The following is a 13,188-nucleotide window of genomic DNA, read 5'->3' as shown; positions in this document are numbered from 1 at the left end:
TCTTCTGACCGTTCCCTAATGGTTTCCTGAGAGCGGTGCGTACGTCAGCCCACGGGCGCCTGGACCTGGTCGGCATCCAGGATCGTGTAGGAGTACCCCTGCTCCGCGAGGAACCGCTGCCGGTTCTGTGCGAAGTCCTGGTCGACGGTGTCCCTGGCGACGAGCGTGTAGAACGACGCGGGCAGGCCGTCCTTGTTCGGGCGGAGCAGTCGACCGAGGCGCTGCGCTTCTTCTTGTCGTGACCCGAACGACCCGGAGACCTGGATCGCGACGGTGGCGTCGGGCAGGTCGATCGAGAAGTTCGCGACCTTCGACACGACCAGCACGTCCACCTCGCCGGCACGGAACGCGTCGTACAGCCGCTCGCGCTCGTCGACGGGCGTCGCACCGGTGATCTCGGCCGCGTCGAGGGACGAGGCCAGTGCGTCGAGCTGGTCGATGTACTGCCCGATCACCAGGATCTGCTCGCCGCGGTGCTTCTCGATGAGCTCGCGGACGACCGGGGTCTTCGCGGGCGAGGTGGCGGCGAGCCGGTACCGTTCGTCGTCGCTCGAGGCCGCGTACTCCAGGCGTTCCTGGTGCGGCAGGTCGATGCGCACCTCGTAGCACTCGGCCGGGGAGATGTAGCCCTGGGCCTCGATCTCCTTCCACGGAGCGTCGTAGCGCTTCGGGCCGATGAGCGAGAAGACGTCGCCCTCGCGGCCGTCCTCGCGCACGAGCGTCGCGGTCAGGCCCAGGCGTCGGCGGGCCTGCAGGTCGGCGGTCAGCTTGAACACCGGGGCCGGCAGCAGGTGGACCTCGTCGTAGACGATGAGGCCCCAGTCGAGGGCGTCGAGCAGGGACAGGTGCGTGTACTCGCCCTTCCGACGGGCGGTCAGGATCTGGTAGGTCGCGATCGTGACCGGCCGGATCTCCTTGACGCTGCCCGAGTACTCGCCGATGTCCTCGGCCTTCAGAGTCGTGCGCTTGAGGAGCTCGCTGCGCCACTGCCGTGCGGACACGGTGTTCGTCACGAGGATGAGCGTGGTCGCCTTGACGGTCGCCATCGCCCCGGCGCCGACCAGGGTCTTGCCGGCGCCACAGGGCAGCACGACGACTCCGGACCCCTGCGCGAAGAAGGTGTCGACGGCCTGCTCCTGGTACGGGCGCATGTGCCACTCGGCCGTGTCGAGGTCGATCGGGTGCGGCTGCCCCGGGGTGTAGCCCGCCAGGTCCTCGGCCGGCCAGCCGAGCTTCACGAGTTCCTGCTTGATCTGCCCGCGTGCCCACGGCTGCAGCTCGACCTCGGAAGGGGTCCGCATGTTGCCGAGCAGTGGCTTGATCCGCTTCGACCGGATGACCTCGGCCAGCACGGACGGGTCCTCGGCGGTCAGGAGCAGGACGGGCAGGCGCTCGAGTTCCTCGGCGGGGGAGTTCGCGATGACCGGGGCGTCGTCGCGTTCCTCACGCCGGATGACGAGTCGGCCGTAGCGGGACACCGTGTCGCGGATGTCCACGGTTACGCTCTGCGGCACCGGGAACTTCGCGAAGCGCTCGAGGGTGGCGATCATCTCCTCGGCGTCGTGTCCGGCGGCCCGTGCGTTCCACAGGCCGAGGCGGGTGATGCGGTAGGTGTGCACGTGCTCGGGGGCGCGTTCGAGTTCGGCGAAGGCCGCGAGCTCGTGGCGTGCGTCCTCGGCGTCGGGGTGTGCGACCTCGAGGAGCACGGTGCGGTCGCTCTGCACGATCAGCGGTCCGTTCATGACCTGCCAGCTTAGCCGTCGTCACCTGCGTTCGGGTGACCGTGCACCTCAGGCGTCGCTCTCGACCGCCACGACGAGCGACAGCGGCAACGTGCGCTCGACGTCGACGCTGGTGTCGCGCCCTCGGACGCGTCCGGCGGCGACCGAGGTCGGGATGATCGAGAACGGCCGTTCGGAGCCGTCCGGCATCCGCACTGTCAGCCGGATCGGCGTGCGTCCGCGCACGGCCAGGTCGATCTGCCGCCCGAGCCACTCCTGCTCGGGTTCCGCATCGCCGCGCTGGGTGGTCAGGCGGAGCCGTTCCACGAGTGCGTGCGCCGCCTGCTCCGGCGAGCGTCCGGTGGGGCTGCGCCGACCGGGAGGCCCGTGGTGCGTCTCGGGGCGGGCGCCGGTCGCGAGCACGGCCGGGTAGCGCTGGTCCTCGAGCGCGGTGTGCACGACGTGCGCCGGGTAGCGGGTGGTGAGCGTCGTCAGGTCGCTGCGCTCCCACGCCATCTGCCGGAGTTCGGCGTCGACACCGATCAGGTCGAGCTGGTCCGCGGTGCCGCGGACGACGGTGCCGACCCCGCCCTCGCCGCGGTCGACGACGATGCTGCCGTCGCGTCCGGCGACCTGGTCGACCAGGTAGGCGAGGGGCTGCGGGACACCGGTCGACGACAGCCGGGTGAGCAGCGCCAGGACGTCGTCACGGGAGTGCCCGGCACGGAACGCCGTGCGCAGGGTGTCCTCGGAGATGCGGTAGCGGGCGGCCAGACCGGGTGCCTCGAGCACGGCGACCGTGCGCAGGGCGGCGTCGTCGACCGGGGCGAGGGGCCCGGGGGCGATCACCGTCAGGTCGTGCTGCAGGTACACCTGGCCGACGGTGCCGGGCAGGTCGTCCGCTGCAGGCCTGGCGTCACCGTCCAGCAGCGCGCGGCCGGTGCTCGTGACGATGCCGTCGACCGCGAGTCCGAGCGACGCGGCGGTGCCGGCCGCGTCGAGCAGCACGGCGTCGAGCCAGCGGGAGCCCGCCGGGTACGCCCAGCGGCCGAGTGCCACGAGGTCGCGCAGGTCGTCGTCGGCGAGTGCGAGGACCTCGTGCACCGCGGGGCCGAGGGTGTCCGCCCAGGCCGACACGAGGGTCGCCCAGCGGTCCGGCCAGTCGGCGACGAGCCAGTCCTGTCCGGCGTCGGTGACCGTCCACCGGCCGGAGCCCGGGTCGGCGAACCCGACCCGGTCGAGCAGTGCGAGGCGGCCGGGCACGACGTCGGCGTCGGTGCCGATGCGCTCGGCCAGGGTCTTCGCGAGCGGCGTCCCGATGCCGCCCTTGACGAGTTCGCGGACGGTGCCGGCGTCCACCGCACGCAGCAGCTCGGCGAGCACGGTCATGCTCGAGAACGCCTGCTCCGCGCCGGTGGTGCGCGCGCGGTCCTGGCCGGCCACGTCGTCGGCGTGGGCGGCGCGGTCGGGGCGATCCGGGCCTCCCGTCGATCGCAGTGCCACGAGGTCGGGGTGGGCGGCCACGCGTGCGGCGACCGCGTCGTCGACGGCGCCGTCCTCGTCCGCCAGGCCGAGCGTGATCGCCGGACCGAGGCGGTCGGCGTCCCCGCCGTCGCGGAGCGCCAGGATCGTGGCGCGGGGCAGGTGCTCGACGGCGGCGTCGACCGCGTCGTCGGTGCGGAGCGCCTCGGCCAGGTCGAAGAAGTCGGTGATCCGTTGCGGACCGGTCTCGCCGAGGGCGGCCGGGGGCAGGCTCCGCGCAGCGACGAGTCGTTCGAGGGAGTCGTCCGGCAACGCCCGGAGTCGGGCGGCCAGGTCGGCGGTGGTCGTCATCGTCCGGTGCCAGCGTCCGGGGCGGACGTCAGCGAGCCGTCCGGTTGGCTCGTGCGCGGCGCGTCCAAGTGATGGCGAGGAGCGTGAAGACCAGGACCATGCCGATCGGGAAACCGACGAGCGGGATCGCCATGATCACCGGCCACGGCATGGAGCCCTGCGCGCTCGGGACCGTCAGCCACATGACGATCATCGCCGCCATGCAGAGGAACGCAGCGATGAAGATGCCACCGACCATGAACGCCAGAGCGCGTTCGGTACGATTGAACGTCACCGGGGGTTCTGCGGAATCCTGCGGGTTCCCGGTTGATCGGGTCGGATTGGCCATCGACCCAGGATATCCGACGCACCACGGCCGTACCACGACCTCGAGGAGTCCACGCATGCCCACCGGCAAGGTCAAGTTCTACGACGACGACAAGGGCTTCGGCTTCATCACCGGAGACGACGGCGACCAGGTGTTCCTGCACGCGTCCTCGCTGCCCGAAGGCGTCGTGACCGTGAAGGCGGGATCCCGGCTCGAGTACGGCGTCGTGCAGGGGAAGAAGGGGTCGCAGGCACTGTCCGTGCGGCTCCTCGACCCGCAGCCGTCGTTGTCCCGGATGACCCGTCGCTCCGCAGACGACATGGCCGTGATCGTCGAGGACCTGGTGAAGGAACTCGACCGGATCAGCGGAGACCTCCGCCACGGCCGCTACCCGAAGAACGGCGATCGACTCGCCGCCATCCTGCGGCACGTCGCAGACCAGTTGGAGGCGTGACGCCATGACAGACAGCGACGCAGTACCTGTGGACGCAGTACCCGTTGACTACACAGACCTGGCGCGGACCGCGCTGCTCGAGGTGACCCCCGAGTCGAGCATCGGCGCGCCCGTCGGCACCGTGGACGAGGGCGACGGCGTCGTCTCCGTCCTGTTCGCGAACCGCATGCCGGGCTACCCCGGCTGGCGCTGGACCGTCAGCGTCGCGAAGGTGGGCGACGAGGACCCCACCGTGCTCGAGGTCGAGCTGATGCCCGGCGACGGCTCGCTCGTGGCACCGGAGTGGGTGCCGTGGTCTGAGCGACTGGCCGAGTACCGGGCGGCGCAGGACCACGAGTCCGACGAGGAGTCCGACGACGAGGGCGACGACGACGAGGGCGACGACGACGAGTCGGACGACGAGGACGACGACTTCGATGACGAGTCGGACGAGGACGCCGACTACGACGACTCGGACGACGACGAAGCCGACGACGAGTCGGATGACGACGAGGACGACGAGGACTCCGAGTTCGAAGCGGACGAGGACGACCTCGACGAACCGGACGACGACGACATCGATGGTGTGGACGTCGATGCGCTCGCCGACACCGCTGATGCGGACGACGAGGACGTCGACGACGCCCCGCAGCCCCCTCGCCGTCGTCGCGCGCAGCGCGTGCAGCCCGTCGACCCGGACGCCGACCTCGACGGCGCCCAGCTCGATGCCGGTGAGGTCGACCCGGACTTCCACCGCTCCTGACACGCACCCGAACAACGACGAAGCACCACGGGATCCCGTGGTGCTTCGTCGTTTCCGTGGTGTTCGTCGCCGGCGCTGGCCCGCGCGACGGACGGGTCAGCGCAGGGCGTCGACCGTGAAGTCGATCGCCTGCACGAGCTTCGCGACGTCGTCCGGGTCGATCGCGGTGAACGTCGCGACGCGCAGCTGGTTGCGCCCGAGCTTCCGGTACGGCTCGGTGTCGACGATGCCGTTCGCGCGCAGGGTCGCGGCGACGGCCTTGGCGTCGATCGAGTCGTCGAGGTCGATCGTGGCGACGACCTGCGAGCGGGCTGCGGGGTCGGTCACGAACGGCGTCGCGTAGTCGACCGACTCGGCCCAGTCGTACAGCGTCGACGACGAGGTCTTCGTGCGGGTGTCGGCCCAGGCCAGGCCGCCGGACTCGTTGATCCAGCGGACCTGGTCGTCGAGCAGCAGCAGCGTCGAGATCGCCGGGGTGTTCAGCGTCTGGTTCAGGCGCGAGTTGTCGACGGCGTTCTTGAGCGACAGGAACTCGGGGATGTACCGACCGCTCGCTGCGATGCGCTCGACGCGCTCGATCGCGGCGGGGGAGAACAGCGCGAGCCACAGGCCGCCGTCGGAGGCGAAGTTCTTCTGCGGGGCGAAGTAGTAGACGTCAGTGGCGTCCACGTCGAACGCGGCACCACCGGCGGCGCTCGTGGCGTCGACGACGGTCAGTGCTCCGGCGTCACCGGCGGCGCGGACGACCGGGGCCATGACACCGGTCGAGGTCTCGTTGTGCGGGTAGGCGTAGACGTCGACGCCGTCGACGGGCTCGAGCGCGGCGAGCGATCCGCCGGGGGCCTCGACGACGTGCGGTGCCTCGAGCCACGGGGCGCCGGCGGCCTTGGCGAACTTCGACCCGAACTCGCCGAAGGACAGGTTCTCTGCGCGACGCTCGATGAGGCCGAACGCGGCGGCGTCCCAGAACGCGGTCGAGCCGCCGTTGCCGAGGACGACCTCGTAGCCCTCGGGGACCTGGAACAGGTCGGCGAGCCCGGAGCGGACGCTGCCGACCAGGTCCTTCACGGGCTTCTGGCGGTGGGACGTGCCGAGGATCGTGGCCCCGCGCGTCACGAGGGACTCGAGCTGCGCGCCGCGGATCTTGGACGGTCCGCAGCCGAAGCGGCCGTCGGTGGGGAGGAGTTCGGCGGGGATGACGATGTCTGCCATGCACCGATCCTACCGAGCGCGATCCCAGTGCTGGTGCGCCTGTACCGGCCGGACGGGGAGGCCTGGAGCGCTGCGGCCACGGCCCTCTTCTTGCCCCGTGCAAGTGTCGGTCGGAGTTCGTCGGTCCGAACAAGTAGGGTGGTGGCCGCTGGGCCCAGACATGAGAGGCGGACCGTGACCGATCTCGTCGACACCACGGAGATGTACCTTCGCACCATCCTCGACTTGGAGGAGGAGGCGATCGTTCCGCTGCGCGCTCGCATCTCGGAGCGCCTCGGCCACTCGGGCCCGACGGTCTCGCAGACCATCGCCCGCATGGAGCGCGACGGCCTGGTCGTCGTCTCCGGCGACCGTCACCTCGAGCTCACCGACGAAGGGCGCTCCCGGGCCACCCACGTCATGCGCAAGCACCGTCTGGCGGAGCGCCTGCTGGCCGACGTCATCGGACTCGACTGGGCGTTCGTCCACGACGAGGCCTGCCGGTGGGAACACGTCATGAGCGAGCAGGTCGAGGTCCGCCTGCTCGAGATGCTCGGCAACCCGACCGAGTCGCCCTACGGCAACCCGATCCCCGGCCTGGCCGAGATCGGCGGCCCCGCAGCCGCCGGGTTCCTCGACGGCGTGCAGAACATCGTCGCCGCGACCGAGGGCACCGACGCCGTCGCGACCGGTGTGATCCGTCGTCTGGGCGAGCCCGTGCAGTTCGAGCCCGAGCTCCTGCACCAGCTCCGCACGGCCGGCGTCATGCCCGGTCGTCTGGCGAGCGTGCAGCGCGCCGGGGCCTACGTCGCCGTCCGCGTCGAGGGTGAGGACTCGGGCATCGAGCTCCCCGTCGAGGTCGCGCAGCACGTGTACATCGAGCGGGACTGATTTCAGGGCCCTGACCAGGGCTTCTTTACCGTTTCGTTACAAACGGCCCGTTTCATCTCGACAAGGTAACGACGGCCCCGTACACTCGTCGAGTCCCCGCGCTGCGCCTGAGCCGGAGACCCGTGGCAGGACGTCTCGAACCCGTCTCCTGCCTCGATCGGAAACGATGACGAACGGATGGGGTTGCACGTCGCCGGACACCCACGGCAGCGTGATGACGAGACGCCGGAGACCACACCCTTGACGCAGACCGGTTCCGCCGCGGACGACCAGACGCCCGCCAACCCGACGAACACCGAGAACGCCACCGACGCACCGCTCACCCGGCGGTCCGTCCGCCAGGCGGACGCGCGCCCGACCCGCAAGGTCGTCCCGGTCCGCTCCGCCCCGCTCCCCGGTGGCCGTCGTGCCGCACAGGCCGCAGCCACCGCGACCGCTGCCAAGGCGAGCTCGTCGTCGCGCAAGCGCAAGTTCCTCGCCCCCATCGTCCTGACGGTCGCCGCCGGCATGTTCGGCACCGTGGCGGTCGCGCCGGCCTTCGCCGCGCAGACCTCCACCGGCACCGAGGCGGCGAACGCGCAGCGTCAGGTCCGTGCGACGGAGAGCCAGGAGTTCTCGGTGTCCGACGCCGTCGCGCTGGCCGGCACCAGCCGTGACGGCTACGGCGCCACGTCGACCGCGACGCTCGACGCACGCGCAGCGGCCAAGCAGGCTGCAGCCGACCAGGCCGAAGCGACCGAGGCAGCCGCTGAGCAGGCCGAGCAGGCAGCATCGGCCACGCAGGCGGCGCGTGCCCAGACCGCCGAGCAGTACGCCTCGTACACCGGCCCGTCCGCCGCCGACTACGTGGCCAGCTCCAGTGCCGCGGACACCCCGTTCTCGCTGCCGGCCGTGGTCGCCACCGCCAAGCAGTACATCGGCACCCCGTACGTCTTCGGCGGCGCCGACCCGTCCGGCTTCGACTGCTCGGGCTATGTCATGTTCGTCTACGCCCAGTACGGCATCAACCTCGCGCACTCCGTGCCGCTGCAGGACCAGGCCGGCACCACGATCCCCGAGTCCGAGGCGCAGCCCGGCGACGTCGTCATCTTCAACAACGAGGCGCACGACGGCTTCTACATGGGCAACGGCATGATCATGGACGCCCCGAAGCCCGGTGGCTCCGTGTCGATCCGTCCGATCTGGACCAGCGACTACCACATCGTCCGCTTCGGCATCTGAGGCATCAGACCCGACCGCGGGGCATCGAACCCGTGAACATCGCCGAAACCGGCCCGTGCACCCTCGTGCCGGGCCGGTTTCTGACGTAGCCTGGCGCTGCACCGGTCCGCAAGGCCCCGAGCAGGGAGACCCCATGTCGTTGTTCCGCACGACCCGCACCATGGGTCGGCGCGCGCGCATCGACATACGGTCGACCACCGCCTGCGTGCACGAGCACGCCCCTGCATGACCAGAGCACTGCCCATCCGGGTGGTGCTCTTCGTGGTTCAGGGGACGTGTGCGCGAGCGACGGTCACCTGCGAAGGACCCCGGTCCGACGCACCCGCAGCGCCTGGAAGCCGTCCAGGCACGTCGGAAGGGAACCAATGCGCACTCTCGTCCTCAACGCCGGTTACGAGCCCCTCGCGGTGATCTCGTTCCGACGAGCCCTCGTGCTGGTCATGAACCAGAAGGCCTCCGTCGTCGCAGCCGACCTCGAGCACCCGGTCACCGGGTCGACCTCGAGCTTCGATCGGCCGTCCGTCATCATCCTCACCCGGTACGTGCGCATCCCGCACTCGAGACTCGTGCCGGTGTCGCGCCGCGGAGTCCTGCGCCGCGACGCCAACCGGTGCGCGTACTGCGACCGGCACGCGACGACCATCGACCACGTCCAGCCGAAGTCGCGCGGTGGGCAGGACTCGTGGGAGAACCTCGTGGCCTGCTGCCTGGCGTGCAACAACGAGAAGGGTGACCGAACCCCGCAGGAGATGGGGTGGCGGCTGCGTTTCCGTCCGAAGATCCCGCACGGTTCGTCGTGGGTCGTCCGCGGCATCGAGCGTCCGCAGGCGGAGTGGGACGAGTACCTCGTGGCCGCGTAGCGGCCTGCGCTGCAGGCGCCCAGTGAGCAGAAGGCGACGGGTCGCGGGCGGCGACCCGTCGTCTTGTGCTCACTCGATGACGGACTGGAGGCACGTGGCGGGCCCGCCACGGGCCTCCCGTCCGCCGTTCGCTCGCAACAGGTCAGTGAACGCTGTATGGTCAGCGCATGCTGACCATAGCCCCGCGGCTCGACGTCATGCACCGGCTCGGCCGGGCGATGGCGGATCGGACGCGCTCCCGGATTCTGCTCGAGATGCTCGAAGCGCCGGTCTACCCGGGCCGGCTCGCGACCGACCTGGGGCTCACCCGCTCGAACGTCTCGAACCACCTCGCCTGCCTGCGCGGATGCGGCATCGTCGTCGCGGTGCCCGAGGGGCGCTCCACCCGCTACGAGATCGCCGACCCGCACCTCGGGGCTGCGATCCGCTCGCTCCTCGAGGTCGTGCTCGCCAGCGACGACGGTGAGGCGTGCACCGACGAGGACTGCGACGTCCCGCTCTGCTGCGGACCCGGCGCATGACCGGGGTGATGGCTCCGGTCGTGCCCGATCGTCGACGGGTGCTGCAGCGACGGATCCGGTGGATCGTCGCCGCGACGATCACGTACAACGTCATCGAGGCGGTCATCGCGATCGCCGCCGGTTCGGTGGCATCGTCGACCGCCCTGATCGGCTTCGGACTCGACTCCGTCGTCGAGGTCCTGTCCGCCGCGGCGGTCGCGTGGCAGTTCGCCGGGCCGGACCCCGAGGCGCGGGAGCGCGTCGCGCTCAAGGTCATCGCGGTGTCGTTCTTCGCACTGGCGCTGTACGTCAGCGTCGACGCGGTGCTGACCCTGACCGGGGTGCGCGAGCCGGAGCACAGCACCGTCGGTATCGTGCTGGCGGCGGTCAGCCTGGCCGTGATGCCGTTCCTCAGCCTGGTCGAACGGCGGACCGGCAAGGAACTCGGTTCGGCGTCGGCGATCGCGGACTCCAAGCAGACCCTGGTGTGCAGCTACCTGTCCGCCGCGGTGCTGGTCGGGCTGCTCCTGAACACACTGTTCGGGTGGTCGTGGGCTGATCCGGTGGCCGGCCTGGTGGTCGTCGTGTTCGCGGTGCGCGAGGGGCTCGAGGCCTGGCGCGGCGACGCGTGCAAGCAGCCGGTCGCCGCCCTGACCGGCGAGCGCGCGGCCGACGCCTGCGACTGCTGCTGACGCGGGCTCGGGGGCGGTGACCGCCGTCCACGTGTCGGTCCCGCTGAGTAGCGTCGCGGGCATGGGCGAGACACCGCAGATCGACGACGCGACCATCGAGGACCTCCGCGCGCGACTGCGGGCCACGCGCTGGCCGGACGCACCCGCCGGCGCTGGCTGGTCCCTCGGGGCGGACGTCGACGAGCTCCGGTCGCTCATCGAGTACTGGGCCGACGGCTTCGACTTCGACGCGCACCGAGCGGAGCTCGCCGCACTGCCCAGCCGACGGCTGACGATCGACGGCACCGGGATCCACGTGCTGCACGCCCGAGCGGGCACGCCCGACGCGCTGCCGCTCCTGCTCGCGCACGGCTGGCCGGACTCCGGGTGGCGGTACCGCAAGGTCCTGCCGATGCTCGTCGAGGCCGGCTTCGACGTGATCGTGCCGGACATGCCCGGGTACGGGTTCTCCGACGCCCCGCCGCAGCCGATCGACGCCCGCGCGGTCGCCGGCATGTGGGCCGAGCTGATGACCGAGCTCGGCTACGGACGGTTCGCCGTCGCTGGCGGGGACATCGGGACCCACGTCGCCCGCTACCTCGCGCTCGACCACGCCGACCGGGTGGTCGCCGTGCACCGCATCGACGGCGGGCTGGCCTGGCCCGGCATCGACCTCGACACGTTGTCGCCGGAGGAACGCGGGTTCGTCGCCGCGACCGCCCGGTGGCGCGACGCCGAGGGTGCCTACGCGATGATGCACCGCACCAAGCCGCAGACCGTCGCGGTCGGCCTGAACGACTCACCCGCCGGGCTCGCCGCGTGGATCGTCGAGAAACTGCGGTCGTGGAGCGACTGCGACGGTGACCTGTGGTCCGTGTACACACAGGACGAGGTGCTCGCACTCCTGACCGAGTACTGGGCCACCGGCACGATCGGCTCGGCGATGCGGATGTACCACGCGAACGCCGCCATCCCGCCGGAGCAGTCGGCCCGACGGGTCGAGGTGCCCTCCGGTTTCTCGCTGTTCCCCGGCGACCTGGTGGAGCCGCCGCGGGCGTGGCTCGAGCGCACGACGAACCTGGTGTCGTACCGGATGATGCCGCGCGGCGGGCACTTCGCGCCGTTCGAGCAACCGGCGCTGTACGTCGACGAGCTGACGACCTTCCTGGAGCCGTTCCGCCGCTAGAGTGGACGGGCCAGCCTCTGTAGCTCAATGGAAGAGCAGTTCCGTCCTAAGGAAACGGTTGGGGGTTCGAGTCCCTCCAGGGGCACCGAAGCCGGGCGCCGCGGATCACCCCGCGGCCGGCGGGTCCTCCGGGATCGGGTGCTCGCCCTGCCAAATAGTGTCGACCTGCTCGAACTCGCGCGGTGCGCACTGCGTGTCGAGGACGTCGACGGCTTCGGTCGGCGTCGACCAGATGTACCACGGGCCGGCGCCGGGGCCCGTGCTCGACCACAAGCCGTCGGCGTACCACGACGGCGCCACGTCGCCGATCGGGTGCCCTGCCTGCGCCATGCAGGCCGCGAGCCGGTCGAAGGCGGCGGTGTACTCGGCCAGGGTGATGGTCCCGTCGGCGATCGCAGCCTGCTGCTGGGGCGAGGGCTGCGCGATCCGTGCCGACCGGGCCCACGACGCCCACACGGCGTAGCGGGCACCGCCGCCACCGGAGACCGACACGGCGGCCGCTCCGGATCCGGTCAGCGGGGAGAGGCTCCATCGCGGCATGGAACCCGGCGTGCACGCGACGGCGTCGGCGACGGTCGTCCCGCCGACCTCGACCGTGAAGGTGCCGGGGTCGAGACACTCCCACGTGAGCGTCACCCGGTCGGCTCCCTCCGGCCGAGCGCCGAGGGAGAACGAGGCGTCGCCGTGGGTGACGGTGAACGCGGGGGAGCCGAGCATCGATGCGTGGTTGACCTCGACCGTCCCGTAGCGGGTCGTCGTCGCGAGCAGATCCTCGCGTGCGGCGTCCGCGGTGGCGCCGGGGAGCGCCGCAGCCGTGATCCCTCCGGTGAGTCCGGCGCCGACGGCGAAGGCCGTCACGACCGCGGCGACCGTGCCGCGAGTGGGTCGTCGTCGCCGCGGACGCGCGGGGTGGGCCGTTGCGTCGACGTCGGCGACGAGGGCGTCGCGCATCGCGGCGAGACGAGGGGAGATGTGGTCGTTCACAGTGTGCCTCCGAGGGGTTCCGCTGACGTCGAGTACTGCTGCTGGAGTCGTGCCTTCGCCCGGTGGAGCCGGGACTTCACGGTGCCCGGTGCGACCCCGAGGGCTGCGGCCGCTTCGCGTTCGCCGAGGCCTTCGAGCACGCAGAGAGTGAGGACCCGCTGGTCTGCGATCGGGAGCCCGCGCAATGCTGCGACCGCTTCGGCGTCGGTGAACGACTCTGCGGGGTCGGGAGCGGGGTCGTCGACCGGGAACCTCCCGAGGAAGAGCCGGTGACGGCGGGTGGCGCGGGTCAGGTTGTGCGCGGTGTTCGTCGCCGTGACGAGCAGCCAGGGCAGCATGGAGTCGTCGACGAAGCGGACGCGTTCGCGCTTCCGCCAGGCCTCGAGGAACGCGATGGCCACGACGTCGTCGGCGTCGGCCGGTGTGGGGACGAGGCCGACGGCGTGCCGGCGCAGGCGTGGGGCGTGGCGGTCGAAGACGCGTCCGACCGCTCGGCCGTCGCCGGCGATGCCCAGCGCCCAGTCCGCTCGGTCCCCCGTGATCTGGTTCATGCCCTGTATTGTCCGGGCGCAGCGGATCGGTTCCCGGTTCGCGGGACGAGTTCTCCACAACCGTCGCGCTGGACGG

General features: G+C 71.2%; 14 protein-coding genes and 1 tRNA gene. 9 read left to right on the top strand and 6 right to left on the bottom strand.

Annotated features, from left to right (window positions below):
* Nucleotides 1-44: 44 nt before the first annotated feature.
* From EDF48_RS00450 to EDF48_RS00440, 3 genes are read right to left on the bottom strand one after another with little or no spacing between them, the layout of a single operon-like run.
* The gene (locus tag EDF48_RS00450; protein ID WP_131877457.1) at nucleotides 45-1,742 is read right to left on the bottom strand and encodes a DNA repair helicase XPB; all 1,698 of its coding nucleotides are present in this window, start codon (nucleotides 1,740-1,742) and stop codon (nucleotides 45-47) included.
* A gap of 48 nt (nucleotides 1,743-1,790) precedes the next feature.
* Nucleotides 1,791-3,554 (bottom strand): helicase-associated domain-containing protein, encoded by a 1,764-nt coding sequence (locus tag EDF48_RS00445; protein ID WP_131877455.1) that lies wholly within the window; start codon nucleotides 3,552-3,554, stop codon nucleotides 1,791-1,793.
* A 28-nt stretch (nucleotides 3,555-3,582) separates the two neighbouring features.
* Nucleotides 3,583-3,828: a hypothetical protein gene (locus EDF48_RS00440; RefSeq protein ID WP_123340886.1), complete on the bottom strand. Its 246-nt coding sequence runs from the start codon at nucleotides 3,826-3,828 to the stop codon at nucleotides 3,583-3,585.
* Between the two features lie 109 nt (nucleotides 3,829-3,937).
* Between EDF48_RS00440 and EDF48_RS00435 the strand changes: the two genes are divergently transcribed.
* Nucleotides 3,938-4,315 (top strand): cold shock domain-containing protein, encoded by a 378-nt coding sequence (locus EDF48_RS00435; protein ID WP_131846066.1) that lies wholly within the window; start codon nucleotides 3,938-3,940, stop codon nucleotides 4,313-4,315.
* Nucleotides 4,316-4,319: 4 nt separating this feature from the next.
* A complete protein-coding gene (locus EDF48_RS00430) occupies nucleotides 4,320-5,057 on the top strand; it encodes a DUF3027 domain-containing protein (RefSeq protein ID WP_131877453.1) in 738 nt (245 codons plus the stop codon).
* Between the two features lie 96 nt (nucleotides 5,058-5,153).
* On the opposite strand, the gene serC is transcribed toward EDF48_RS00430, so the two are convergent.
* A complete protein-coding gene (gene serC, locus EDF48_RS00425) occupies nucleotides 5,154-6,269 on the bottom strand; it encodes a phosphoserine transaminase (protein WP_123340884.1) in 1,116 nt (371 codons plus the stop codon).
* Between the two features lie 174 nt (nucleotides 6,270-6,443).
* Between serC and EDF48_RS00420 the strand changes: the two genes are divergently transcribed.
* The 7 genes from EDF48_RS00420 (at nucleotide 6,444) to EDF48_RS00390 (ending at nucleotide 11,662) form a co-directional block, all read left to right on the top strand.
* A complete protein-coding gene (locus EDF48_RS00420; protein ID WP_111085212.1) occupies nucleotides 6,444-7,139 on the top strand; it encodes a metal-dependent transcriptional regulator in 696 nt (231 codons plus the stop codon).
* 177 nt (nucleotides 7,140-7,316) lie between these two features.
* Nucleotides 7,317-8,360, top strand: a complete 1,044-nt coding sequence (locus EDF48_RS19510; RefSeq protein ID WP_123293317.1) for a C40 family peptidase — start codon at nucleotides 7,317-7,319, stop codon at nucleotides 8,358-8,360.
* A gap of 365 nt (nucleotides 8,361-8,725) precedes the next feature.
* Nucleotides 8,726-9,220 (top strand): HNH endonuclease, encoded by a 495-nt coding sequence (locus tag EDF48_RS00410; RefSeq protein WP_111085210.1) that lies wholly within the window; start codon nucleotides 8,726-8,728, stop codon nucleotides 9,218-9,220.
* 167 nt (nucleotides 9,221-9,387) lie between these two features.
* The gene (locus tag EDF48_RS00405) at nucleotides 9,388-9,741 is read left to right on the top strand and encodes a metalloregulator ArsR/SmtB family transcription factor (protein WP_131877451.1); all 354 of its coding nucleotides are present in this window, start codon (nucleotides 9,388-9,390) and stop codon (nucleotides 9,739-9,741) included.
* Nucleotides 9,738-10,412 (top strand): cation transporter, encoded by a 675-nt coding sequence (locus EDF48_RS00400; protein ID WP_131877449.1) that lies wholly within the window; start codon nucleotides 9,738-9,740, stop codon nucleotides 10,410-10,412. Before EDF48_RS00405 ends, EDF48_RS00400 begins: the two co-directional genes overlap by 4 nt.
* A gap of 61 nt (nucleotides 10,413-10,473) precedes the next feature.
* Nucleotides 10,474-11,577: an epoxide hydrolase family protein gene (locus tag EDF48_RS00395; RefSeq protein ID WP_131877447.1), complete on the top strand. Its 1,104-nt coding sequence runs from the start codon at nucleotides 10,474-10,476 to the stop codon at nucleotides 11,575-11,577.
* 13 nt (nucleotides 11,578-11,590) lie between these two features.
* A tRNA-Arg gene (locus tag EDF48_RS00390) sits at nucleotides 11,591-11,662 on the top strand.
* Nucleotides 11,663-11,682: 20 nt separating this feature from the next.
* Here the strand turns inward: EDF48_RS00390 and EDF48_RS00385 are convergent.
* A complete protein-coding gene (locus EDF48_RS00385; protein WP_131877445.1) occupies nucleotides 11,683-12,561 on the bottom strand; it encodes a hypothetical protein in 879 nt (292 codons plus the stop codon).
* Nucleotides 12,558-13,112, bottom strand: a complete 555-nt coding sequence (locus EDF48_RS00380; protein ID WP_123293323.1) for an RNA polymerase sigma factor — start codon at nucleotides 13,110-13,112, stop codon at nucleotides 12,558-12,560. The genes EDF48_RS00385 and EDF48_RS00380 overlap by 4 nt, the downstream gene beginning before the upstream one ends.
* Nucleotides 13,113-13,188: the final 76 nt, after the last annotated feature.

Source organism: Curtobacterium sp. PhB191 (genome assembly GCF_004346515.1).
Taxonomy (GTDB): domain Bacteria; phylum Actinomycetota; class Actinomycetes; order Actinomycetales; family Microbacteriaceae; genus Curtobacterium.
The sequence above is the reverse complement of the archived record's forward strand: the minus strand, read 5'-3'. Positions and strand labels throughout refer to the sequence as shown.